Source organism: Paenibacillus sp. NPDC058367, assembly GCF_042723305.1.
In the GTDB taxonomy this organism is placed as follows: domain Bacteria; phylum Bacillota; class Bacilli; order Paenibacillales; family Paenibacillaceae; genus Paenibacillus_AQ.
In genome coordinates this window covers 190,825-216,175 of the sequence record NZ_JBHXIZ010000002.1, presented here as the reverse complement: position 1 = coordinate 216,175, position 25,351 = coordinate 190,825, and the positions used below count along the sequence as shown (strand labels likewise).

Sequence of the window (25,351 nt, the reverse complement as noted above, 5' to 3'; positions counted from 1 at the left end):
TCGCAACTTATACTGACTTCTAAGCAAATGAAACCTTTTTCAAAGGAGAACTTTTAATGAATCCCTCGATTTCACAAAAAGAAAGAATCGTTTCACTCGACATCATTCGCGGACTTGCTCTTTTTGGCATTCTGCTGATAAATGTTGGAGCCTTTAAAGTTATTATTGAAGGAGATCCTTTACCAGACTATAGTGGCATTAATGGAATCATCAATACTTTGATAATCATCTTCGTACAAAAAAAGTTCTTTTCTATTTTTTCATTCCTTCATGTATTTATCTTTTGGGGAACCATTCTACCCGTATACGCCATTATCGGATTGTTTCTGATCCCTTTTTATCACACAACGGTTTCTACACTTAAAAAGTGGCTTATGGGTATGACATCCATTTACATCATTTCCTTGATGGTAAAAATATTTTTACCCTCTCAAGGGGCAATCTCATCTATCCTTGATATTTTTTCTAATGACGCTATGCAAATCTTTATTATGTTTTTAGCTGGTTTTTTAACTGCAAATTCAGGTTGGCTGACACATATACAAGAATTATCAAAACCAATTAGATGGATTCAAATAGCATCATTTCTTTTGGTCGGTGGGATCTCATTATGGATTTGGAACGCTTCTCAAAGCGGGAGCAGCAATGTAGATTCAGTTACGGGCTTAGGATCACTTCCAACCACTTTGTTTTACTTAACAACATTATTTCTACTATTAGAAAACAAACAAATGGTGAAATTCCTGACACCCATATCACGGGTGGGTCAAATGGCATTTACAAATTATGTAGCTCAAAGCATTATAGGGACGGCAATCATTTCAATGATAGGTCTCGAAGTCGTTTCACCCAAAGATATTCTCTACATCGCTGTTCTGATTTATATTATTCAAATCATTTGTAGTACCATCTTGTTCAAGTTCTTTTCCATGGGACCTTTAGAAAAGCTTTGGCGCTTGATGACCTATGGAACAAAGCCTGCAACAAAAAACCCCTCATAAAAAAGGGGTTTTCGGGTTTAAGCATTTTAACTTTTAGTCGAAGAATCATGCCATGAACTCTAATAATTAGAGAATCAAGTCTAATGCATCCTGTGAAACCCACACTTTATCTTTAATCATTACTGTCAGTACATTGAGTTTCGTTGTTTTGCCATCCAGAATGGCGATGTTTTTATCTATAGGCAGCTTGAGAACTTGGCCTGCTTTTTTCACTACAACCACCGGATTAGTCTTATCGGTCTTGTCTAGGGTGATCGTAGCTCCTTTGGCCTTGAATTTATCACTGGATACGTACAGTGTATCCTGAAGCTGCGCCAGATTTAGTCCGGTCACTTCTTGAATATACTTATTCACATCCGTATTCTGGATTACACCGCTGTTCACGAAATCGGTCGGTTTATAATTAGCCGGATGGTAGGCGAACAATCCAACTTCTTCCGATGTATGATCATCCGTAGAGAAGGTTACGCCTATCTTATTCCCCAAGATTTTACCGATGACCGGCGAAAGGTTATCTTTCATGCCTAATCTGACTTGATCCGCTTCTTCTTTGGTTAAATCACTAAGTCCATAATTATCCGCTAGGACCTTTTTGAAATTGTGCTCATTAATACTGCCTTCAATGTAATAACTGGTGTGCTTCGCTTTCTTCAACACGGAGACTAGGTCTTTGGTGGAATCATAGTTCGTCATATTGAGCCCGCCAGTAGCATGATCCGAAACGGACAAGACTGCTGTATTTCCGTCTTTTTCTGCAAAATCAACAGCGGCTTTGAAAGCTTTATCAAACGCTAAGGTCTCACTCATAATCCCCACCGGATCGTTATCATGACCATACCAGTCAATCTGGCTTGCTTCGACCATCAGAATAAAACCTTTCTCGTTCTGTGACAATTTCTCTATCGCTACTTTGGTCATTTCAGCAAGGCTCGGTTGCTTTTGCGGGTTCAGATCAAAATCAGCATCCAGTGCTTCGGGGTTGAACAGCCCCCAGATTTTATTCGTTTTAGAATTCATTAAACCTGCTTTATCCGTTACGTATTCATATCCATTTGATTTCAGGATTTTGGTTAAATCTTCTCCGTCCTTACGGTTAATGTCTTCTTTGCCGGGTACCAAATACCCGGACCCACCCCCGAGAAGAACATCTACACCACTGTAGACCATCTGTTCTGCAATAGACTGCGCATTGTCACGCGTGTAGGCATGACTTAAAAATGTAGCCGGCGTCGCATCCGTTAATTCACAAGTAAATACCGTTCCTGTACTTTTCCCTGCCATTCTCGCTGCATCCATAATCGTAAGCAGAGGTTTGTTCACGTCCTCTGGCTTAACTGCGTCCACGAACGGCATCGTGATTCGGTCGGGCAGTATGGAGACCGTCTCACTCTTAACCTTATGGCCTGTGGCATAAGCCGTAGCTCCCGCAGCGGAATCTGTAGTAAGTGAGTCCGTAGAATAGGTTCTGACCAGCCCGCTGAAATACTTATCCATTGCAAGCGCCTGTCCTCCCTGATACCATCTGGCCAAGTTCACATCGGATAAGCTCATCCCATCCGTAATAAACAGGATTACGTTCTTGACTGAATTGTTTGTAGGAGCATCAGAGTTATTGGCGCCACTGGCGTAGGTCGTTCCGTTGCCTGCTGCAAGCAGACTGCAAACCATAACTGTACTGCAAATTCTCCCGATAACCTTTTTGCGCATTTGAATCCTCCTCTAGCAGATTTTGTTAAGTACGTTTCTAGTTTAAAGGAGGATTGTTTGCGAGAGCAGCACCTATTCTCTTTTAATATATTAAATTCTGTGCATATTTTGACTTGACCTGTGCTACTGATAGTGGGCTGCATCCCTAACGCCTTAACACATTATTGTCCATATAATCTTCTATTTAACAGTAGCTACTTGTTCAGATTATCAGATAAGTACTTAACAATGCCGTCGTCAGAGTCTTGAGAATACTCCCACACCATGACACCAGCCAGTTTTTTATCTTTGATATATTTAACTTTTGCCTGCAAGGCTTCTTTATCTTCATACGTAATAAAAGTATCACCATCATACAAATAAGCAGTCTTCGCTGTATCGTCAAAGTATCGTTTAAATCGATCTTGGCTCATATATTTTTCTTTTATCGTCTTGTAGCTTAAATCTACTTTGTCGATATTGATAGGTTTACCCAGTAAAAATGAGGCGTCATTATTCACATCACTTTTAACATTCTCCCATCCGTAGGAATAAGCTGGAATACCTAGGAGAAGCTTGCTCGGATCAACATCACGATCTAAATATAAACGAATAATACGATCCACGCTGGTTTTGCTCTTCTTATTCTTATCTATAAATAAATTCGAATTATACCCTGTTGTATCTGACCAAGCTCCAGTCAAGTCATAGCTCATGACATTAATGAAATCCACATACTTTTCTACTTCTTTAACCTCAACGTTTTTGAAGAACCAATCTTCATTTCCAGCAGCAAAGGTTAAATAGTAATTTTTATTTTTACGCGGCAGTCTATCCAGTTTTTCATTAAGTTCCTTCATAAGACTAGTAAAGTTCTTGGTATCTTCCGGTCTGGCTTTAGTTGTATTCCAGGAATCAAAGGCTGGATATTCCCAGTCTATATCAATCCCATCTAAATCTAACTCCTTTACCATTGCGATCATACTCTCAGTAAAGGAGTACCGGTTTTCATCCATTGAAGCATCGGAGAATCCGTCCGCTTTATACCCACCAACACCAAGTATGAAACTCGTTTTTTTATTATTTGCTTGCAGCTTCTTTATATTTTCTTTAATAATCTCATTTTTAGCAGGGTCTAGATCAAAATATACATTGGTTTTATCAATTTTGGCAAAGGCGAGAATAGCGATATCAATGTTTTTGTCTTTTAGATTAAGATCTTTAAAGTCTTTCCATAACGGTATGTACACGGAGGTTATTTTTTTGTCTGAATCATTGAGAGTGTAATAATAAATTCCCATGCCTATAGCTAATATAGCTATGAAGATTTTTGTATATATACTTATTTTCATCATGTTAACTTCTTCCCCCAAATAATACATGTGTAATATATTTATTTAGATTTAAAACTTTAACCGTGACATAGCTAAATAAGAATATAATAATGACATTAAAAGTAAGGTTAAATATGGATTGGAGTAGAGTAGCTTGTATTTCTGCTCTTCTGGATACCAATATTTCAACTAACAAATGAATTAAGTAGATACTAAAGCTAGCCTTGGAAATGGAGCTGATTATTTTTTTGACTTTGTAATTCAACTTCTCGCTAATGGCAGTTTCTTTTTCTTTAAAATAGATAAACGTTCCAATAGCCATAAAAAATGTTGAGAGTGAATAGTTGCCATAGAACATTTCATCTAACACACCACTGTACAAGGAAGAAAAATAGGTCGCTAATGGCGTAACAAAAAAGGATATAATGCCTAAATTAAAGAAAAGATTTTTGGCTTTCATCGATATCGTATAGTTAAAGAGATAATATCCCAGGATAAAATATCCTAGATAACCCATAAAAAAAGGTATATTAGTTATAGGAATATTGATATATTCGGAGGTCAATCTGAATACAAGATCGGAGATGAATTTATAAACCATACTTATCAGGAACCAGATCAGCAGATAATATTTCAAATCCTTTTCACTGCACACTTTTACCAACTTACTAATTAATGGAACTGTTATATAGATCGCAATAATTGCATATAGAAACCATAAATGTATATAATTCTTATCAAAAATTAAACCGTACGAAAAATGAATAAAAAAATCATAAACGCCCATGCTGCTTTTTTGAATGAAATATTGGGTGTATACAGCATAAATGAGTGACCAGCTAACTAAGGAAATGATTAAAGGAATTACTTTTTTAATATAAAACTGCCGATATGATTTCACTTCCACTCTAAGGATCATCGCACCACTTATCATAAAAAACACTGGTACAGCAAATCTGGATATCGAATTAAAAAAGTTGCTAATCCACCAAGAGGTTGTATTGAAATCATTTGTCCTTGTAAGCAAGTCTGCAGTGTAGTGAAGAATGATGACAGCTATAATGGATATTATTCTTAATACATCTATAAATATAATTCGTTTATCTTTCAATATATGATTCATAAATACCTCCCGATGAATAGTTTGCTGATAGTTTCAGTTGGAGACTAGCTGATACTTGATACACCTTTTCTCTCAACGAATCCCCAGCCCTCGTCATTATCAAAGTATTTAAACGTGCCTACGATATTCATATAAAGCAGCAGATTTCGATAGGTTAGTAATTCAAATTGGCTAAACAAAAACATCCTAATATAATCTTTAACTGAATAATTGCTGCCATATTTTTTGCATAAATAGAGTGAAATCCCGATTTGCAGTGCATTAATGACAATAACAGACAACAAGAGAATAACTGCCTTAAATAAATTTGTACCTTGAAAGAGCGATTGTATGAGATAAAAAACGCTTGTAAATGCTGTTAATGTACCTAGAACAAAACCATCAATAGCAAAAAAGAGACTGACGCCAACGCTAAACTTTCGCGATAATTTAGACCAATAGATTAATATGCAATCTACAAAAGCTTTTTGCCAGCGTATTCTTTGTTTATAAAAGTTACTTAAGTTTTCTGGGCATTCCGTGTAGCATACGGCTTCTGGCGCGTAGACGAGCTTCTTATTCAAGTTATTCGCTTTAATGAACTCGTGAATTTTCAAGGTAATATCAATATCTTCGCCTACAGTACTTCTAAACCCGTTAACGTCCACCAATATACTCTTATAAAAAGCACCAAATGCGCCTGAAATAACGACAATTGAATTAAAAACGGATTGTGTTAGTTTTCTAACATAAAATCCATGGATGTAGCTGATAACTTGGCTTTTTATAATACCTTTACCAGTAAATTTATCTTGGATAACTCCGTTCCTTTTCTCAGCGCCCTGTACGATCTTTACCGTGCCACCTAAGGCGATGATCTTATCATCTTGAAAATATTGATTTACATATTTAAGAGAGTTTATTTCCAGCATGCTATCTGCATCCAGCGTGATAACAACATCAGAATTCGCACAATCGATGCCGGCGTTAAGAGAATCTGCCTTTCCGCCATTTAATTTATCAATTACAAATACTTTTTCATATTTCTCCGAAAAATAAATTCCTTTTATAGCAGCGTATGAAAGCTTACCCTCTGCTTCTCTATCACTTATCGATAAATCCAAAAGCTCATTTAATTTTTGAAACGTCTTATCCTTTGAACCATCATTAATAATGATGACTTCATAATTACAGTAATTTAGGCCCTCCATTGCATCTATGCAATTCTTAATAGTGAGCTCCTCGTTATAAGCAGGAACTAAAACGGAAATCGATTTTTCATCACAATCGTTATTCAACTTCTTAACTTTACTGAAAAATAAAGGGATGACTGTGTAAAGAGTTTGAAACCCAATAAAAATGAAGGTTAACAAATAAAAAAAGTATTGCATCTCCTCACTCCTTTTTATTTATCTAAAGCTTATAATTCTATGAATTGAACTGTTCTCCAGACAGTTAATCCCACACTAATTTCAATCACTTACATCCTTTGTTAGTAATTCCAACTAATAATAGTAAATAAAACCAAAAATAGCAACCTTTGAAAGCGTTGTTATTGTAATTTTCTGAATAATATATAGTTTCCCTCTTTATTTTACATACAGTAGTTTTCATTTTTCATTACAAAAAAAGAAGAAAATTAAAAGAGAGATGAATTAAGAAAATGGTATATTAATCGTTTGATCATAATTTAAAGTAAATCTTTCAAATTTCAAGAATTATATGGAAAGATAGGGGGAATGTAGATCAGGTTCCGAGGAAGTCATTTCATACTAAAAACAGTTTATTTTTTCTCATTTAATTCTAATTTTGGTAGACAAATACCATTTATTTGCATATAATCACTGTGGTGTTATAACAATTGTTATCATTCAATGAATTTAGCCCTACGCACCTTTTTCTCTTACCTTTCATGTCGATATATGAGCTCTTTGTGAGTTTATATAAATACGTTCAACAAAGAAAGGAGTTGTAATTGAGACAAGACGTTCGGTTCTGAATGTAACATTCGTTCGTAGTGCATATTTCAAAAAAAGGAGGAATAAAATGTCATTTATTCGCATTTCTCATTCACCTAGGGTAAAGTTGTTAGCTTATGGGAGTATGATCTTGATTTTTTCATTGGTTGTAATGTTATTCCCGGAAAGATCCTTTTCTCACGGTTATGTTGAAGGACCTGCTAGCCGGGCTGCACTCTGTAAATCCGGACAAAATACAGATTGTGGCCCGATTGTTTATGAGCCCCAAAGTCTAGAGGCCCCTAAGGGGTTCCCTGCTGCAGGACCAGCAGACGGGAAGATTGCAAGCGCTAACGGAGCTTTTCCTAAGCTTGATGAACAATCAGCTACACGCTGGTCTAAAGTCAATATATCTGCCGGACAAAATACATTCACTTGGAAACTGACTGCCGCTCATTCAACGGCCAGCTGGAAATACTATATTACAAAGCCCGACTGGAATCCTAACGCCGCTCTTACTCGGGACTCATTCGACCTGACTCCTTTCTATTCGGTGAACTATGGAGGTGTACAGCCACCCTTCACTTACTCAGACACGTTTAACGTTCCGGAACGTAGTGGATACCACGTCATCTTGGCTGTGTGGGAAGTCGCAGATACTCCGAACGCCTTCTATAATGTCATTGATGTCAACTTTAGCGGAAGCAACCCTGTCGATACCCAAGCTCCTTCCGCACCAGCAGCTTTGACGGCAACTGCAAAAACATCCACCAGCGTTTCCTTAGCCTGGAACGCATCCACGGATAATACCGGTGTAACAGGGTACCAAGTATTTAACGGAACTTCATTGGTTGCAACCGTATCCGGCACTACATTAAATTACACCGTATCTGGATTAACCGCGAATACTGCCTATACCTTTAGTGTCAAGGCAAAAGACGCTGCTGGAAATGTCTCAAGTGGAAGCAATTCCGTCAGTGTTACTACTAATGCACCCGTTGGTAATGATACGGAAGCACCCACAGCCCCCGGCGGCTTACATGTTATGGGGACACCAACATCCTCCAGCATTCAGTTAATGTGGAATCCGTCAACGGATAATGTTGGTGTTACAGGCTACCGTATTTATAGAGGAACGACATTAATCACCACTGTACCTGGCTCCACAACGGATTATATGGTAACAGGTCTTAGCGCCGGTGCAACATATACGTTCAATGTACATGCCTTCGACGCCGCAGGCAATCAATCAGTGGCCAGCACCATCAATGGCACAACCGCTACAGCCTCTACAGCCCCAGCTTGGGCACCCAATACCCCTTACACAGTCGGTATATTGGTAACCTACGATGGTTCTGTGTATGAATGTCGTCAAGCCCATACATCGTTAACCGGTTGGGAGCCTGCTAATTCCCCGGCGCTATGGTTGTTAAAGTAATGTTGTAATAAAAACATTAAATACCTAAATCTTAAAAAACCACGAGATACAGTGAAACTGTACTTCGTGGTTTTTTACTGTTTCGATCATATCGTTCAATTACCTTTTCACAAATTTTGGCACTCGTACATGGCCGACAATTTTCATGATAAACTAACGTTAAATATTAACTTACCTCATTACAACTGCTGGCTGGGCTTAGTAATATTTCCATATTAAAATCGGAGGGAATACATGAAAACATTTATACTCAAATGGAACCAATTGAGCCTGGTAAAACAAATACACTCGGAACGGTTACGGTGAGATTGATATAGCTTCCTACAGCATCCATAACCCCTACAGCCTTCAATCCGGAGGCATAGTACTTGTTTATAATCAGGGCGCCTCCACCAACGGTTCAACGGTTCCGCTTTCCATCTCCACATGGATAGGCTTTAAAGTTACCTCAAGATAGTCAAGGTCTGCTGTGTAGAGGTCATTGGAATCCTTTTGGATTTTAATTTTGTTGGTCCCCGCTTGCAGGTTTACCGTTCCGACGCCAGATACTTTCTTCCATGAGGAGGCAGACTGGTCCCATCCAGCATTTGTCTTGGGGAATGATGCCTGGAACTTATAAATTCCATTTACATAGACGCTTTGGGCGGCATCCGCCCCCGATCCGTTCGCATAGGCAATATCCAGTATATAGTCTCCGGCTACAGGCACATCTATTGTAACTTCCGCGAAACTCCCTACACTGTTCATAACGGCCACAGCTTTTCCAAAGGATGCATAATTCTTATTGGCGGCAATTGGCCCATTCAATTGACCATTTTCAAATTCATAGTGCTTCCCGGATGTCCCATTCAACACTTGAACTTTCCCAGAGCCTGTAACATTAGCAGCGGAAGTATTGGCGACCAAATTGCCTTTATAATATACGTTGTCAAATCTTACATAATATTTATCACTAAGATAGCCTCCAGTGGTTTTATCAAAGTATACATTCTTCAGGTTGAAATTTTTATTGGAGGATACATTCAGGTCAAAATACAGCAAGTTGTCCCTAGTCGAACCCGGCTCGGTATAGAGATTTTCGATCGTAAAATTATCGATATTGTCCTGAATTTTACCCCATATGCTTCCCAGTACATTTGTTTGCTTTATGGCATAGAAGTTAGTAATGCGAACAGTTCCAATCGAGCTGGTATCCTCGCCCGGCTTAGTTCCCTCAATTCCCTGAGCGAAGATGGCTGAAGTTTGAGCAATGCCGGCATGTTCGGGGAAATAAGCAATGTAATTATCGATCGTTACATTATCGGTTTTGCCCCACCAGCCAATGACAAGATTATTATCACCGGATACACTGAAGAAATTCTTAACATCTACCCCATTATTTCCACCAAGCGATAAACCGTCAGAGCATCTAGCATCGCTAATAACTTTAACATTGTCTATGGACACATTGTCCGTATTGCGTACAACCAGTTGATGGATCAGATTGTCGTTAAAATTTCGTACCAGGATGAAATCCCGCAACTCAACATTGTTGGATTTATAGAATACCATGTTGTTTTCAAACTCTGATTCATTCGGATTCACACCTGTATCATAGGCAACAACAATTCCTGGGCCCAGAATTTTTAGGTTGGAATTGTTAGCGGTATCAATTCTGGCATGCAGAACAGCTCCCGGCATGAGGAAAATCGTCTGATTGTCCTGCATCGTGAGTTCATTATTAGCGGGATAATGCGCCCCTGCTTGATAGACGATTGCACCGGCAGGAGGCGTCGCTACAGGCGGATCCCCGAACAAGAAAAGCTCTTTATTCGGATCGTTGTCGATCCGAATAATAATTTTGCTTTTTTTATAATCGTTTAACGTGAACTGAAGCTGGTTGGCCGCCGGTTTAGTATACGTTATTCCGTATTGGGAAGGCATAATATTAGCTGATGTGAAATTGGACTTGTACTGTACCTTAACAGTCACCGTACCCGTGAATGCGAAGCTGGTAACTGCTTTGGGGGTAGCGGCCATTCCCGGTGCAGTCCATACGGGTGATGAAGTGTTTTCGACCCACACCTGAAAATCGCTGTTTGAAGCGAGACTTGCGGGAAACGGATAGACTGTACTAGTTCCTGCTGCTTCGGCTTGCCGGACATAACCGACTGTAAACGCTACCAAAAAAGATAAAAAAAACATCCAATAAAACCTATTCTTAGCCCAAGTCATTTTTTCTCCTCCTCTAAACTTGTGTTGTAGGGGACTACAATCTGAATATTAGCAACACTGCCTGTAAAAAAGAATGGAAAATTTCAAGAAAGCGTGCCATATTTATTGAAATCGCATTTATTGTTGTTAAAAATAAACCTACATGTGGAATATGCTTTTTTCTTTATATTCCTTAGGTGTAATTCCCACATTTTTCTTAAATACCTTGCTGAAATACTTCTCATCATTGAATCCGGTTTTGGTTGCGACCTCGTACACTTTGAACTGGGGATCTATTAGGTATTCCATTGCCTTGTTTATTCTGACATTCACAATATAATCGGTTAAGGATATGCCCTCCTCCTTTTTGAACAATACACTGAAGTAGGAAGGATTCATGGAAACCTGATTTGCCAGCATATCGAGATTGATTACCTTGTGGAAATTCTTCTGGATGAATAGTTTGACAAGCGCAATTGATTTATTGTCTCCTGATTTTGTTCCTTCTTTATGGTCATAGGTACTTATCAATACTAAAGTATCAATAAAGCGCTTATTGGCCGCCGGTAAAGAAGTACATTCCTCCAGTTCCTCCACGAATTGATAGATGTTATTAGCCATAAAAACAGCGGCCTTTTCGGAACCGTTTATACCGGACCCCACCTGTATAAGCAAGCTGCAAAGCTTGTCCTGGTATTCCTTCACCGTTACCATTCCTTTTATACTTGTCTCATTGCACCTCTGATTGATGAAGACTTCCAGCCTCCCGGTGTCCATCATTCTGAGCATGGATATCATTTGGGTAATATCAGATTCGTTAAAGTGCAACCTGTCAGCGAGTTTAGGCAGTTCATCTGCAAAATAAATATTCCCTTCGCCGTATACCAATTTTTCCATGAAGGCGGCTTTGGCCTGCCTAAACAGCGTGTACAGAGGCACAGATTTACTGCTAATACCGCTGACTCCCCAGTTTACTCGAAGCCCTTTTTCCCGGAGATATTCATTCATTTCGTTTAAGGAGGCTCGAAGTTCTCTCAAACCGTCTCCTTTTTTTATGTTGATGATAGAGATCACACTGTTTTTCACATGCGGAACAGATAGTACCTGAGGAAACATTGCCACCAGCTTACTGCCGAGCATAGTTGCAGGGAGAATACTTCCCTGTCCGGCATCTGAAAAAAGTTGCAGGTGGGTAAACTGTGCATATAAAATGATGAAATGCGGGCAAGGCATTTCAATCCTTCGTTCGGATAAAAACATTTGAAAGACCTCATCGCTCCCACCAGCGCTTAGCAGCATATCTTTAAGCATATTCCCATCTGTCTCGGAGAGGCTCCCAGGAGGCAGTTCTTCCGTTCCCTTTTCCTGGTCCAGATCGTCCAAAGCCCTCTTCAGGGCAGCCTCCAGATCCTGTCTCTTGATCGGTTTGAGCAAATACTCGGTAACCTTAAAACGAATAGCTTCCCTGGCATATTCAAATTCACTGTAGCCGCTGAAAATAATAACCCGGCTATCAGCACCTATATCCCTTATTTTTTTAAGAAATTCAATACCGTCCATATGAGGCATTTGAATATCGACTATAATAATATCCGGCTTGTGTTTCTCATATATTGCCAAAGCTTGGACTCCATTTTCGGCTTCCACCACTTCCCTGAACGAGAACCCAAGATCGTCGATAATCACTCGCAACCCTTTTCTAATGATGTTCTCATCATCTACGATCAATAATGAATACACGTTCATCCCTCCTTGGTTAATCAATAACCGGAATGCTGATATAAATTCGGGTTCCTTCCCTCATTTCACTTTCAATCTCTATACCATAGCAGCTTCCATACGCCAGCTTAAGCCGGTCATTGACATTGGACAGACCGATTTCGTTCTCACCTGGGGATAACCTGTTTTTATGGTTGTTTTCCAACCGTTCTCTCAAGGCTCTGAGCTTCCCGGGCTCAATGCCGTTCCCATTATCGCAAATTGTGAATCGGATATTATTTTGGTATACCTCGGCCGAAATTTTGATGACACATTGACCATCAAAGTTGCGAAACCCGTGGAGGATTGCATTCTCTACGATCGGCTGAAGGATCAGCTTCAGCATCTTTAACGAATATATCTGCTCTGCAATCGAGCATACCAGCTCCAATCGGCCGTTCATCATCAAATTCTGCAAACTGCAATAGCTCCTGATTTGTTCGATTTCTTCCGTTATCAGGACCAGCCTGTTGTCTTTTGTCAAATTGTAGCGGACCATAGCGCCCAATGAGGTTAACGCATCGGAGATTTCCCTTTCCCTGTTGATCTCGGCCATCATCTTGATGGTCTCCAGCGTATTATACAGAAAGTGGGGATTCACCTGGTTCTCAAGCGCTTTCAACAGCGCATCCTTCTGAAGAATTTCCGTTTTGTATACCGTCTCGATCAGTTCATTTATCCTGTTAAGCATTCTATTAAAATCCTTGCCGAGCTCGTCAATTTCATCATTCCCTTCAATTACCACTTGGGTATTCAGGTTGCCCTTCTGGACGCTCCTCATGACCTTTACGAGCCTTTTTATTTTCTTCATCAGTTTTCTGGAAAAAACATAGGAGATGAGAATCATCAAGATAAGTGCGGCTACGAGACAAACTACGAAGGTGTTTCGCGCTTTCGTGGTTTCTTGGATAACTAGATTCTGAGGAAACATTCCAATAATTCTGTAGTTAGGATTCTCTAAAGTCTGGATTTCCGTCAGAAAGGACTGGCTTCCCACCTTCGTAACGAAATTGGATGTACTTTGTTCAGCCTTGTTTAATTGGGAGGATAGCTGTGAGAGAACACCTGCCGGGTGATGATTGGATTCATAGACCAGTTGACCTACGCTATCATATACGAACACGGCTCCCTGTTTGAACTCCTCCATCTTGCCGAGACCACCAAAAATAGCGTCAGGTGCAATAAAAATTTCCAGCAGCGTGTTTCTATCGTTGGTTGTATAGGATAACATAGGCACGAACAAGGAGATTTCCTGATCGCGAATCGCTGGGTTTTTGACTTTGTCATAATCCAAAATACGGGCTTTGTGGAGATTCTCCCAGTATGGAGCGCTGTAAGTCGCCTGGATCGCTTCTTCAAACCATGCTTCGTTACCATAAGGCTTAGAATGGTAAATCCATTCATTCTGAAAGGTGTTGTCATTCGCAGTAAAGAACCGGAAGTGATACTCCGTAGTCTCCAGGCTGCGGACCCAATCCATAAAAGAATTGAGGTAATGATAGGAAAAATCAATCTTGTTGGTATCGGACATATATAAATCATCAAAATATGAAATCAGCAAAGGGTATTGCGCAATTTGGCTCCCGAGTTTTCGGTAATCGTTAAAAATTTGATGCACATTCTCTTTTTCTTTTGCCAAGGCTTCCTTGAGGGCGGTCTTAGACTGATCCTCCACATATTGGACAGACCGAATGTAGATAAAAACAGCCGACAAGGTTACGGGTATGAGAAGGACAAGCACAAAGGAAATCATGATCTTCCAAGTATAGCTGGTGTTTACGGGTCCCCGAAGCATTCTTAACATAACTCGTCCCTCTCTGTCCCTCAATATCCACTGCCGCGACCGTATTTATTATATCAATACTTACTGAAATCGACAAAAAATGAACATTTTTTGAGCTTTACTGCCCTCTTGCATGGGAGATTACCCTAATTCAATTTCAATCCATTTGTTCTCCGGTGTAATCTCGCAACGGATTCCCTGAGCAGCCTCAATACGACCCTGGTATACTGACAAATACTCTGTTTGAGATATGATTGTGATTCTTTTCTCTGTAGCAAGCCTGATTCTTCCCCTTATATCACCAACAAAAAAATAACTAAACTCGGGAGCCGTGCTCATAAAAACCAGACAATTTTCATGAAACGTAACTTCACCATTCAAAGCAATCGGCTTACCCTTCTGGCTGTGAATGCCGCTCGATTTAAACCAGGTGTCCACTGCCCGCGGCCACACATACCTGGAGAGAGAATGGTCTGGCTTCAGCGGGTATCGGTGGACCAGCACCCCAGGTTCCGTGCTATAAGGAATATAATCCGGAATATAACAGGCATATACAGTGCCATCCTGTTGAATCTTGCTGAGATTGGTTAGATAAGCATTGTAGGAAGAGAGGAGCCTGTTCATATCCCCTGTGAGGAGTGAGTAATAGAAATCGGCTTCTCCCCGCCAGATCGTCCAGGCATGTCCTGCATTGATGCACGGGCCGTCCTGATCGCCTTCCCAGATGGTCTCCCACCATCTGAAGGATGACTGGTACATCCGGGCATCAGGCGTGTACATCTTCCAGGCATCATGAAGCCGTAGAATACTTTCGGCAAATCGAATGTATTCATGCTTGAATTCAATGTGAAAGCAAACATACAGAACGGATAATGCCGTGCAGGAGATCGAGCCGTCCTCCATCTCCGACTGTGAGTATTCCTGATCCCCCTCCGTAGGGAAATGAAATCCCCGTTGCAGCAGATAATCCGCAATTTTCACGGCTGCTGCTTGAAAGACAGCCTCTCTGGGATCTCTCCTCTCCCCAAGCACCTTCGCCATATCCACCACTGCAATTACAGGGGCGCATACGGTGGTATAATCGATCTCTCTTCCTTTCTCATAACACAGGATGGCCCCATTCTCGGCAATATGCTCATGGAGCAGGTTCAGCAAGGTATCAATCGCATACTCCAGATAGCTTGAATTGCCAAATGCTTGATAAGCAGATAGAAGAATAGACACCCCAAAAAACTGCTCTTGTATTCGGGTTGACTCGAAGATATGGTAAGGCCCATATTCCCGACCCTCAAACCTGTGCGGATAAGGTACGATGGAGCATCCTGGCGTAGGGGAGACTCCGGACAGATTCAATATTTTATGATCAATATGTTCTAAAACCCTGTCCGCCAATTGCGGGTCCACCCCAAACCGCTTGATATGTTCACACAGAGCCCAGCACCACACCCCTCCCTCAGCAAGATTCTCATCACAGTGATAGGGTTGTTCGATAGTACTGCTCGCCTTGCGGAACAGCTCGTTCCAACCGCTGAAGCTGAATAATACACAGTCCAGGCTGTTCAGGGAATTTCCAAATGCTTCAACCCTGTAGAATCCCTCTTCACAAAGCCTAATTGAAACCTGATATACTCCGCTATCTTCTACTACATGCTCTGTAATATCCGTGCTGTTACCTGATGGTGAATGAAGGATAATTTTGTTATATACTCCTTCAATAGTCATGGGAAGCTCTGTCCCCAATGTTCCCCCTGCAACCGGAAAATAGGGAACAGGGGATCCCAAGGCGGAGCTCGCAAGCGACATGGCCTCCCTGTACGTGTCGGGAAAGTCGATCCTAAGGGCTATCGTATGTTTTTGTTTCGTGCCTGAATCTGAAACAAAAACATCATCAAAGCTCTCAAACATCTTCAATCCGAGAATAAAATGTCCAAAATTATTGGGAGAATACTCCAGTCGCCACCCAGCCAGGGGTTGAGGTGAGGTAACCAGAACCCATCTGCCGTTAGGCCTTGTCATTAGATAATAGGAGGCTTTGCCGTCTGCTGAGGTATAGGGGGATGTCGGGATCACCTGATCCTCATATCCTGTGCCTAACTTCCCTAAAAAATTGAAGTCAAGGTTCATGCCGAATTGGCTGATATTCGTGTCTGCAGCTTCAATGGAAAGGATAAAAAACTCGTCCATAAATTCGTATTTTAAGGTGGAGTTATATTCGAAATTGGTAAAAACGGCACAGGAACCTCTCAGATAAGAAAAAGAATGGGTGATGAGTTGGTCATCTATAACGATGTGTTTCTTGGACTCTGCGACATGGCTTATTTCTGTATGGTATGATTTCTTGTCTTTAAAGGTTGCGGCCAAGCTCCCGAATCGCCTGTTGCGGTCAACAAGGTTCACCCGGTTAGCATCTTTATTGTCATACAATTCCCTGATGCAGCCAGAACCTTTCTCGATGACAATGTCATACCCTTTTTTGCAGATTTTAATGGTTTCCTTCATTGTATCCCCCGAATAAACGTATAACGCGGATTTGTAGTGGATTTAAGAGTTTTCCTTGCGAAAAGAAGAAGGATGAGCCTGATTCTCGTCACACTCATCCACTTCTTTGATTAACATTATTTTATTGCTAAGCTGACTTATTTAAACTCCGCATACTTAGCGGTCCAAGCAGCCTCCAGTTTTGCCAAACCGGTGTCTTCCGCCTTCTTCACAAACTCATTATAGGTATCTAAAGCGGCACCCTCGTTCTTGGCCATAACCATTTTAGGGTAGTACGCTTTGGAGAGCTCATTGAGCTTATTTTGGATAATCCCTTCTTCAGAAGTGGACAATGGATGAATAAGTCCCAATGCGATATCCGCTTCTTTGTGCGGCTTGACAATGCTCTCCAAGTTCTTTCTGTAATCTGTCTTCTCGGAATCGGTAAGTGCAGCCATTCTGCCATGGATATAGTCATCCGAGAAAGCAAAGTAGGTGGATACCCCTGTTTCCTTCTGATATTTGCTTCCGTCGGTTTCGTATAAGGTCTGGAATTCCGGAGTCCGTCTTGGTACTTGCTTCCCATCGATCTCCTTCATCTCCCAATGAACGCCCTTTACCCCATAAGCATCAAGCTCTCTACCTGTTTGAGAAGTCATAAAAGAGATGAATTTAGCCAGCCGTTCAGGGTCAGCGACTTTCTTGGAGATCAGCGTAGCTGTCCAACCAGAGCCATCTTTGAAATACTTACCATCCGGGAAATACGGTAGAGGCTCCCAGCCCACTTCCGGATTATCCTGAGTTTTGATCGTTTCGTTAAAATCATTCACGATCCCGGAGAATACGATCGTATCCCCTTTTTGTTTCTTAGCTTCTTTAATATCCTGCGCATCTACGAATGATTCAGAGGACATTAATCCATTCGTGTACATTTTATTCATGAACTTTACGAATTCAGTGAATTTCGGATTACGCACACCCGATGTGAGCTTTCCATCCGCGTTTACATCATATACATGGATGCCGAATTGGGTAGCAGGGAACATATAACCTTGAAATTCACCTGCTTTAAAGAAGGTCAGATCTTTGTTGAAAGCCCCGAAATACCAGCCGGTAAGCTTAGGAAACTTTTCCTTTGCTGCTTTCACTGCATTAAAGAATCCGTCAGGCGTTGACATATCTGGTTTTCCGATTGCCTCATAAACATCACTTCTGATAGCGCTTACTCCATCACCTCCGCTAACCGTATTATAATCTGATTGTTGAAGGTCATATGGGGTAACGAGAAACGACGGGAAGAAATATTGCTTTCCATCCTTATAGTTGTAGTATTTAAAGACCTCTGGTTCACTCTGCTCCCTAATCTCAGGCGCATATTGATCAATAAAATCAGAAATCGGCAAAACCATGCCATTCTTGATCATTAAATCGATGGCGGGATCATCCTTGTTGGTTGTAATCAAATCAGGAATGTCACCGGAAGCAACCATCATATTTAGCTTGGTATTATCACCAGAAGTTGCTTTGCTTAATTCAATCTTTACATTGGCCTGCTTTTGAATTTCCTGACCGGAGGGCGAACTTGTCCAATCGACATTGAACCAGTCATAATTATAGAAATGCTTGATAACTAGAGGTTCCTGCGTCAATTCTTCCGAACCCGCAGTTGCTTCTGTACCCGTTGCTGGCTGACTTGAACTCTCCGCATCCTTATTCGATTGACACCCGCTAAAAACAACAGCCATCATTACTGCCATAAAGATTGACACAATCCTTTTTCCCTTACTCATCTTCTTTCCCCCTTTTTTTGTGTGTATATCAAGGCAAGTGACCTAGATATCGAGCATTATCCTTTTACAGAGCCCACCATCATGCCCTGGACAAAATATTTCTGCAGGAATGGATACGCGAGAGCTACCGGAACGACGGACACAACCATAGTTGCATACTTCATGGAATCAATAATGTTAATATTCTGCTTACCGGCTCCGAGATAATTTGCAGCAATCGCGGCTCCTTCCGATTGACTGATGATCTGATAAAGAACCAGTTGCAGGGTGGCCAGGTCTGGTGAATTGGTGTAGTAGGCTGCATCAAACCATGAATTCCATTGCTGTACTCCATAGAACAACGACACGGTGGCCAGAATCGGCGCAGACAACGGAAGGAATATTTTCCAGAAAACACGCCAATCATTTGCACCGTCTATCTTGGCTGATTCCTCTAACGCATCGGGAATGGAGGAAAAAAAGTTAATAAACAAAATGGCATTAAAAAATGAATACAGGGAAGGTATGATATACACCAAGAAGGTATCAATTAATCCAAGTGAGTTGAGCAGCAGATAGGTTGGAATGATTCCACCAAAAAAATACATGGTGATTACACCCGTCCGGATATAGAAGCTTCTAAGGGCCAAGTTTTTTTTAGATAAGGGGTAAGACACGCAAGCAGTAAACAATACGCTTGCAATTGTACCCAAAATCGTTCTCGCCCCTGTAATTAGGAATGAATGAGCTAACTTGCTCTCTGTAAAAACAATCTTGAAATTCTCAAGTGTGAATTTTCTTGGAGATAAATAGATGAAGCCTTTTTCGGCGATGTCATTGGCATCATTCAAGGATATGATGAATGAGTAGTACAATGGATACAACGTTACCAGGGTGACAATCGACATAAGAATAAACAGAACTATGTTGATGACTTTGTCTTCTGTATTTCCCTTCATTTCCTTCGCTCCTGACGGTTCACTTTATACGGGAATTTGCTTGTTAATATAAACTGGTGTTTGTTAAATTACGGCTGACTGCATTTGCTCCACTGAACAGCACAAACGATAACAATGATAAGATTAACCCTGCAGCAATAGCATAAGAGAAGCGACCTTGGGAAAGCCCCATATTTACGATATAGGTTTCCAAAATCATGGAATTGTCATAATTGAGCGAATTCCCAAAGAGTAGAGATTGCTGCAGATTTGATCCGGAGAGTCCTCCGTAAATCATGCTTCCAATACTAAGGATAACTACCATCATAATTGTGGATTTAATGGACGGAATAGTGATGCTAATCATTCTTCTGATGCGACTTGCTCCATCCACCACAGCAGATTCATATTGTTCTACAGGAATCGCAGCAATGGCAGCGAGATATATAATCGCCCACCACCCGGTCTCTTTCCAGGTGTCAATAATTGCCATCCAGATCCAGAAGCCTCCGGGAGAATTCAGATGAGCTTGGGGCTCATTGGTGAAACCAAGCGACATCAGTACATGATTGACAATGCCATCGGTGTTGAGCCACATAATAAACAGTCCTGCAACAACTACCCACGAGATAAAGTGCGGAAGATAACTCGCCGTCTGAACGATTTTTTTCAGGGTCATATTCTTGATTTCGTTAAGCATTAAGGCAAACAAAATCGGCATGATGATGGCAAAAACCGTCTTCGTTAAACTTAACCCGAACATGTTTCTTACCGAATTCCAGAACAACTCATCGTGAAACAGTTCTTTAAAGTGCGCGAAGCCTACAAATGGACTCTTTAGAATTCCCAGAAAAGGATTATAATCAAAAAATGCTGCAAAAAGTCCGACCATAGGGATATAGCAAAAAACAATTAGCCATATAAGACCAGGTAGCACCATAAGTTGAAGATATTTCTGTTGCCTTAGCGAATTTCCGATTCGTGAAAGCTTTATTTTTTTCCCTGCTTCATTTGACATTGTAGCTTCCTCTTCTTTTTCGTTTTGTAAAGCTCGGCCGGCCTACCAACCCTGTTACAAACCTTATTATAAAGGGGATTAAAATTCCGAAACACAGATAAAATATACATAAGGTGCAATATTTATAGGTCTTTGCCCTTGGAAGGAAAAAGACACTAGCGTGAGCTAGTGTCTTTTAACCAGGGTACATTCGGTTAGTAATTTTGTTTTTCGAGGATTCATTGCATTCCTACCTCTGCTGGAAGCGAATTATTTCTTGTCCCCACTGCTTTAATCACGAAATTGTAGGCTTTAGCAGAATCTATGCCGTTTAATGTATAGCTGTAACTCGTCTGACCGCTTACCGTCGGCACATACACGCTCCAATTTGTGCTGACTTTATCATTTTTCTCATAAATCCGGTAACCTCGCACCGGCTCAGGGCTATTTGTTGGTGCTTTCCACGAAAGAACTGCACGGTTCCCTGATTGTCTTACTGCGCTTGGATTTTCGACGATGCCGGGTTTGACGTCAGTCCGCTTGATACTGTAAGCATCATAGACGGCAAGGGGTTTATCTTTAACTGCTGTGTAGGATGTAAATTTCAGCACATCGTTTGTAATGGAAACATCCACGAACATTTTCTTGTTGGGCTGATCGTTTTTTGCTGCAAAAAAAGTGTCTGCGTCTGGATTAATAGCATAGAATTTCGAAGCGGCCGAGTTGCCCATTAGATACACAGTCCCTTTGGGATTCAGCACATTTCCTTGCTCATCGGTAATGACATTCTTAATCGGAACGTTGTTCAGCATTTGAAAAGACCTCATATACATATGGTCATGTCCCTCAAACACCATATCCACACCCAGCTCATCAAATACAGGAATCAGATATTTGCGGTAAAATTCTACCCGGTCGCTTTCTGCCGAAGCATTATCCCCTGAGGAATAAGCTCCCTTATGCATAGAGACGAATTTCCACTTCTTATCGGTCTTTGCCACCTGATTCCGCATCCATTCCAATTGCTTCGTGAACTGAATATCTGCTTTGTACGGCTTGACCTCTCCTTCGTACTGGGAATTGATCTGCATAAACAGTGCATCGCCGTATTCGAAAGCATATACCGACCCGTCATGAGCACCCGTCCCGACATCTTTTGGAAGATTAAAATGGTTATAGAAGTTATTATTCGGATAATCCTCTATCTCATGGTTGCCGATAATCGGTGCAAATGGCACATTGGCAAATTCTTTTTTCGGCACACCTAAGAACCACTGCCACAGCTGCTCCAGATCACCGTCATCCGTTAGATCCCCTGTAAGAAGAACAAACTTGGGATCTACCGTTTTCTCAATAGCTCTCTTAAAAGTATCCTGCCACAGATCGAAATTCGATTTACTTGAGCCTTGGGTATCGGTTACATAGAGGAAATGGAAATCCTGATTATCCGCCTTGTCCGTGGTAAAAGAACCCGCCTCGCTCCAGCCGTCTGCATCACCGTTACCGGCCCGGTAGATATACTTAGTTCCAGGCATAAGACCGCTTGCAATAAGCTTATGGCTGGCGAACTTTTTATACTTCTTGGAACTTCTGTCTCCTGATATCATTAAGGTTTCAATAACTGTTGAGCTGCCCTCATAAGAAGTTGCCAGTTGTTCCGGGAACTCGCTTCCTCCCGCATTGGAGGCCTCCACCACTTGCACTACTGTACCTCTGACAGTTTCGGCTGTATACCAGTCAAAGGCGATACTTGTCTTTGGGTCCCCATTAAAAGTCATGTTCAGCAGAGTTGGTGTTTTGTTGCCGATATCCGGAGACTTCGTCTTAAAGCTCCAGGTAATATCGTTTTCCGGTGTCCGGCCATCCGTAGTCCCCTTAACAAGCTCTTTTGGGATGGTCACTTTATAAGTTTTACCGGCAATAAAATTAGGGTGGCTGACTTTAACCGAGTCTTGACCGAGGAGCGAAGTAGAGATGTTGTTAAGAGGAACATTGTTTTCTGTGATTACAACTTGATAGCCACTGTCGAGACTGATGGCTTTATTAAACTTCACAGTGATCTCTGCATTAAGGGAAACATCTGCAGCCCCTGAAGCGGGAGTTTTGCTTACCTCAAGTGTGGGAGTGTCTCCTGGTTCGCCGCTGCTGCGTGTTCCTTTAATTACCACATCTTTGATTCTGCTTGAGCCTGAGCTGGATACCGTTCCCCCGCTTACGCTTTTCGTAGAGTTAACCACCCAGCGGATATAGAGTACATCTTGATTGTTTGTTCCCGCAGGCAAAACGAGGTTCGTTAATTTGCAGGAATTATTGGAACAATTAAAATTGTTCTGGGCTAGAACAAGGTTGCCGCCCGCAACATCTGTCCATTCCTGCTGATCTATACTGTATTGCACCTTAAAATCCCTAGGTCCTGTACTTGAAGAAGTTTGCTGTGAAGAGAGGAGGATACCTTCGAAGCCTTGGGTAGAAAGCGTGGCAAGCCAGTATTTAGTGCCCGTTCCTTCATGCCAGCCCTGGTTGCGTACGCTGTTCTCACTGGGCTCATAGGTGTATGCATCCGTATTTGTTCCTATATCACGAATGGATGAAGCCGTTTGATATACTCCGCCTGTAGCCGGAAATACTCCGTTCTCGCCTTTGTCTTTAAAAATCCACTGGGCAATCGTTTCCTGAGCTGCAGTTACTTCGCTTGCAAGATCTTCCTCATTTCCCTCCCTTCCTGCTGAAACAAAACCGGTCAACTCCATGGCAAGCAGCAAACCTATAACCATTAGACTGATTACCTTGGGAAATCTGTTTTTGAGATAAGATTGGTGGTTATCCATTCGACCCATCTCCCTCTTCATTAATCTCACTTATCATCGAACCGCCGTCTCCAAGAAGAACGGCGGTTTTGTCTACTCTCACATTCCTGTTATTGGAGTTCCCAGTCGGTGACTTGAAGGACTGCCGAATCTGCACCCTTCAGGTCTGTCTCTCCCATGTTGAGCAAATTGCTCCACTGCTTCACACGGTTCTTGCCGTTAGGCGGAGAGTTGTACTCATTAGTATCCACAATCTTGGTCCGTTCTTTATAGAATTTGGTCATGAAAGTCTTCTCATCGGTGCTGCTTCCTGATTTACCCAAAAGCCCTTGAAGAGTCTCGGAGCCGCCGGTTGCTCCATGGTTCAGCGCAGCATCCACGAAGGAACCAATAGTTAATGCCGAGTTAAAGCCGCGATTTCGGGCCTGCTCCACACTGTATTTAATGTAGATATTGTAGAACGTTTTCCACATAGCCTCTCTCCACTCGGGATCATTTTGCAAATTGCCAATTTTTCTGCAGAAGCTCTCTTCGCTTTCATTGATTTCGAGGATCTTCCCTTTCATCGCACCCTTGACACCTATCCGGGCCAATGCGCCTTTAACCGAAGGATTACTCGCGCCTTTGGCAGCATCATATGCCTTGAACAGATCCGGACCGTCGGGACCGGTATCATTTGAGCCACCTGTAGTCGCACCGAATATTCCAATCGTATACCCGCGGTCATCATCAATATCTTCACAATATCCGTAAAAATTGATCCAGTTCAGATCGTCCTGCTCCGGTTTGTTGACAAGCATCATAATATTGTTCCACTGCTCACCATCCAGACCTGTGTTGTCGCGCAAGAATTGAAGTGTTGCCGGTGAGAAATTAGAATCAGGGTTCCCTGCCGCATAACTTTTCTGTTGAGATGCACTGGACAGATAGCCATAAGAAAAAATCATTGAAAAACTGAGCAGGATCAACAATGAAAATTTCATCTTCTTGGAAACCTTACTATTCGTTGAATTAAGCACCGCAATCTCTCCTTTGATTAAATAGTTTAAGCGCTTTAACTTTGAGTGGCAGCGAACCTTATCCCCAACCTAGCTGAGCATGACAACCCTCCTTTTTCCAACACTTGGTAATTCAATTTAAGCTTATCTCAAAAAGTTTGTCCAAACAGCACGTATTTTCTTGTAATTATTATTTTTTATACATATATTGCTATAACCCCTAGATTAAGTCTACAATCCTCTTAGGAGGTGCTGAATGAAACCGGTATTTTATGAGTCTACTCTTTTTGAGATCAGCCGCAAGAAACAGGTATACACCAGCATGCCTTCAAGACACTATCATGATGCATATGAGATTCTGTATTTAATATCCGGGGATTTTTATTATTTTATAGGGGACAGAACCTACCAGGTTGCGGGCGGTACGTTGCTATTTATGGATATTCACGAAATGCACAAACTGGTTAATTCCGGCTGCAATATGTATGAACGGGTTACACTGCTGTTTAAAAAAGAATTCCTGCAGCATTTTTGTACCGGTGGTCAAAGTGAGGAACTGCTCGAATTGTTCAAAAGTGATTACCGCGCTTTGAAGATGACCGGTATAGATCAGTATTTCATCGAACAGCTTTTTCAGAAGATGATTCAGGAGGGGAAGAAACAAGCCCGCGGATATGAACAGTACCAACAACTATTATTGGTGGAGTTGCTCCTCTATCTTAATCGTAAACTATTCGACAGCCGTGTTGCTCCAATGGTGGAATCCAATCGTACACACAAGAAAGTCCTGGACATCGTTAATTATGTAAATCAACATTATATGGAACCGCTTAAGCTCTGTGAGATTTCACAGAAATTCGACATAAGCTCTTCCTACTTATGCCGAACTTTTAAAGAAGCCACCGGGTTCAGCTTCATTGAATATATCAATAACATCCGCATTAAAGAAGCGCGTGATTTGCTGGTTGGCTCTTCTTTTAATGTTACTGAAATTGCGGGAATGGTTGGGTTTGATAACACCTCCCATTTTGGACGAACCTTCAAATTATTGATGGGCATCTCGCCGCTCTGCTTCCGCAAACAATTTAAGTCTTAACAGCAAAAACACTGG

Annotated in this window: 16 protein-coding genes; 3 read left to right on the top strand and 13 right to left on the bottom strand. The window is 41.4% G+C overall.

Features of this window, described 5'->3' with window-relative positions; all coding sequences use genetic code 11:
• Positions 1-56 precede the first annotated feature (56 nt).
• Positions 57-1,001 (top strand): DUF418 domain-containing protein, encoded by a 945-nt coding sequence (locus ACFWMP_RS11490; protein WP_379423752.1) that lies wholly within the window; start codon positions 57-59, stop codon positions 999-1,001.
• Positions 1,002-1,067: 66 nt separating this feature from the next.
• Here ACFWMP_RS11490 and ACFWMP_RS11485 read toward each other — a convergent pair whose 3' ends face one another.
• From ACFWMP_RS11485 to ACFWMP_RS11470, 4 genes are all read right to left on the bottom strand, one after another.
• A complete protein-coding gene (locus ACFWMP_RS11485) occupies positions 1,068-2,708 on the bottom strand; it encodes an alkaline phosphatase (protein ID WP_379423751.1) in 1,641 nt (546 codons plus the stop codon).
• Positions 2,709-2,902: 194 nt separating this feature from the next.
• On the bottom strand, positions 2,903-4,039 hold the full coding sequence (locus ACFWMP_RS11480) for a glycoside hydrolase family 18 protein (protein ID WP_379424299.1): 1,137 nt from the start codon (positions 4,037-4,039) through the stop codon (positions 2,903-2,905).
• 4 nt (positions 4,040-4,043) lie between these two features.
• Positions 4,044-5,144 (bottom strand): acyltransferase, encoded by a 1,101-nt coding sequence (locus tag ACFWMP_RS11475; RefSeq protein ID WP_379423750.1) that lies wholly within the window; start codon positions 5,142-5,144, stop codon positions 4,044-4,046.
• Positions 5,145-5,188: 44 nt separating this feature from the next.
• Positions 5,189-6,514, bottom strand: coding sequence for a glycosyltransferase family 2 protein (locus tag ACFWMP_RS11470; protein WP_379423749.1), 1,326 nt, complete (start codon positions 6,512-6,514; stop codon positions 5,189-5,191).
• Positions 6,515-7,169: 655 nt separating this feature from the next.
• Here ACFWMP_RS11470 and ACFWMP_RS11465 point away from each other — a divergent pair.
• Complete coding sequence (locus ACFWMP_RS11465; protein ID WP_379423748.1) at positions 7,170-8,519, top strand: lytic polysaccharide monooxygenase; 1,350 nt, start codon at positions 7,170-7,172, stop codon at positions 8,517-8,519.
• Between the two features lie 378 nt (positions 8,520-8,897).
• Here the strand turns inward: ACFWMP_RS11465 and ACFWMP_RS11460 are convergent, their stop codons facing one another.
• The 9 genes from ACFWMP_RS11460 to ACFWMP_RS11420 all read right to left on the bottom strand — a co-directional run bounded on the left by ACFWMP_RS11460 (position 8,898) and on the right by ACFWMP_RS11420 (position 24,261).
• On the bottom strand, positions 8,898-10,733 hold the full coding sequence (locus ACFWMP_RS11460; protein WP_042189640.1) for a carbohydrate-binding protein: 1,836 nt from the start codon (positions 10,731-10,733) through the stop codon (positions 8,898-8,900).
• Positions 10,734-10,871: 138 nt separating this feature from the next.
• The gene (locus tag ACFWMP_RS11455; RefSeq protein WP_081951162.1) at positions 10,872-12,458 is read right to left on the bottom strand and encodes a response regulator; all 1,587 of its coding nucleotides are present in this window, start codon (positions 12,456-12,458) and stop codon (positions 10,872-10,874) included.
• Positions 12,459-12,468: 10 nt separating this feature from the next.
• Positions 12,469-14,274, bottom strand: coding sequence for a sensor histidine kinase (locus ACFWMP_RS11450; RefSeq protein ID WP_379423747.1), 1,806 nt, complete (start codon positions 14,272-14,274; stop codon positions 12,469-12,471).
• A gap of 120 nt (positions 14,275-14,394) precedes the next feature.
• Entirely contained in the window at positions 14,395-16,752 is a 2,358-nt protein-coding gene (locus tag ACFWMP_RS11445; protein WP_042189647.1) for a hypothetical protein, read from the bottom strand.
• Positions 16,753-16,889: 137 nt separating this feature from the next.
• On the bottom strand, positions 16,890-18,521 hold the full coding sequence (locus tag ACFWMP_RS11440; RefSeq protein WP_042189649.1) for an extracellular solute-binding protein: 1,632 nt from the start codon (positions 18,519-18,521) through the stop codon (positions 16,890-16,892).
• Positions 18,522-18,577: 56 nt separating this feature from the next.
• A complete protein-coding gene (locus tag ACFWMP_RS11435) occupies positions 18,578-19,459 on the bottom strand; it encodes a carbohydrate ABC transporter permease (protein WP_042189651.1) in 882 nt (293 codons plus the stop codon).
• Between the two features lie 43 nt (positions 19,460-19,502).
• Positions 19,503-20,456, bottom strand: coding sequence for an ABC transporter permease (locus ACFWMP_RS11430; protein WP_042189653.1), 954 nt, complete (start codon positions 20,454-20,456; stop codon positions 19,503-19,505).
• Positions 20,457-20,674: 218 nt separating this feature from the next.
• On the bottom strand, positions 20,675-23,263 hold the full coding sequence (locus ACFWMP_RS11425; RefSeq protein ID WP_379423746.1) for a metallophosphoesterase: 2,589 nt from the start codon (positions 23,261-23,263) through the stop codon (positions 20,675-20,677).
• Between the two features lie 89 nt (positions 23,264-23,352).
• The gene (locus tag ACFWMP_RS11420) at positions 23,353-24,261 is read right to left on the bottom strand and encodes a chitosanase (protein ID WP_231573302.1); all 909 of its coding nucleotides are present in this window, start codon (positions 24,259-24,261) and stop codon (positions 23,353-23,355) included.
• Between the two features lie 235 nt (positions 24,262-24,496).
• Here ACFWMP_RS11420 and ACFWMP_RS11415 point away from each other — a divergent pair, with 235 nt between their 5' ends.
• Positions 24,497-25,336: an AraC family transcriptional regulator gene (locus tag ACFWMP_RS11415; RefSeq protein ID WP_042189655.1), complete on the top strand. Its 840-nt coding sequence runs from the start codon at positions 24,497-24,499 to the stop codon at positions 25,334-25,336.
• Positions 25,337-25,351 lie beyond the last annotated feature (15 nt).

What these genes read in the sequence shown, in the direction of transcription:
- ACFWMP_RS11480 (WP_379424299.1), bottom strand. Translation starts at nt 4,039, where the DNA reads ATGAAAATAAGTATATATACAAAAATCTTCATAGCTATATTAGCTATA.
- ACFWMP_RS11440 (WP_042189649.1), bottom strand. Translation starts at nt 18,521, where the DNA reads ATGAGTAAGGGAAAAAGGATTGTGTCAATCTTTATGGCAGTAATGATG.
- ACFWMP_RS11415 (WP_042189655.1), top strand. Translation starts at nt 24,497, where the DNA reads ATGAAACCGGTATTTTATGAGTCTACTCTTTTTGAGATCAGCCGCAAG.
- ACFWMP_RS11450 (WP_379423747.1), bottom strand. Translation starts at nt 14,274, where the DNA reads ATGTTAAGAATGCTTCGGGGACCCGTAAACACCAGCTATACTTGGAAG.
- ACFWMP_RS11470 (WP_379423749.1), bottom strand. Translation starts at nt 6,514, where the DNA reads ATGCAATACTTTTTTTATTTGTTAACCTTCATTTTTATTGGGTTTCAA.
- ACFWMP_RS11425 (WP_379423746.1), bottom strand. Translation starts at nt 23,263, where the DNA reads ATGGATAACCACCAATCTTATCTCAAAAACAGATTTCCCAAGGTAATC.
- ACFWMP_RS11490 (WP_379423752.1), top strand. Translation starts at nt 57, where the DNA reads ATGAATCCCTCGATTTCACAAAAAGAAAGAATCGTTTCACTCGACATC.
- ACFWMP_RS11485 (WP_379423751.1), bottom strand. Translation starts at nt 2,708, where the DNA reads ATGCGCAAAAAGGTTATCGGGAGAATTTGCAGTACAGTTATGGTTTGC.
- ACFWMP_RS11460 (WP_042189640.1), bottom strand. Translation starts at nt 10,733, where the DNA reads ATGACTTGGGCTAAGAATAGGTTTTATTGGATGTTTTTTTTATCTTTT.
- ACFWMP_RS11465 (WP_379423748.1), top strand. Translation starts at nt 7,170, where the DNA reads ATGTCATTTATTCGCATTTCTCATTCACCTAGGGTAAAGTTGTTAGCT.
- ACFWMP_RS11435 (WP_042189651.1), bottom strand. Translation starts at nt 19,459, where the DNA reads ATGAAGGGAAATACAGAAGACAAAGTCATCAACATAGTTCTGTTTATT.
- ACFWMP_RS11445 (WP_042189647.1), bottom strand. Translation starts at nt 16,752, where the DNA reads ATGAAGGAAACCATTAAAATCTGCAAAAAAGGGTATGACATTGTCATC.
- ACFWMP_RS11455 (WP_081951162.1), bottom strand. Translation starts at nt 12,458, where the DNA reads ATGAACGTGTATTCATTATTGATCGTAGATGATGAGAACATCATTAGA.
- ACFWMP_RS11430 (WP_042189653.1), bottom strand. Translation starts at nt 20,456, where the DNA reads ATGTCAAATGAAGCAGGGAAAAAAATAAAGCTTTCACGAATCGGAAAT.
- ACFWMP_RS11475 (WP_379423750.1), bottom strand. Translation starts at nt 5,144, where the DNA reads ATGAATCATATATTGAAAGATAAACGAATTATATTTATAGATGTATTA.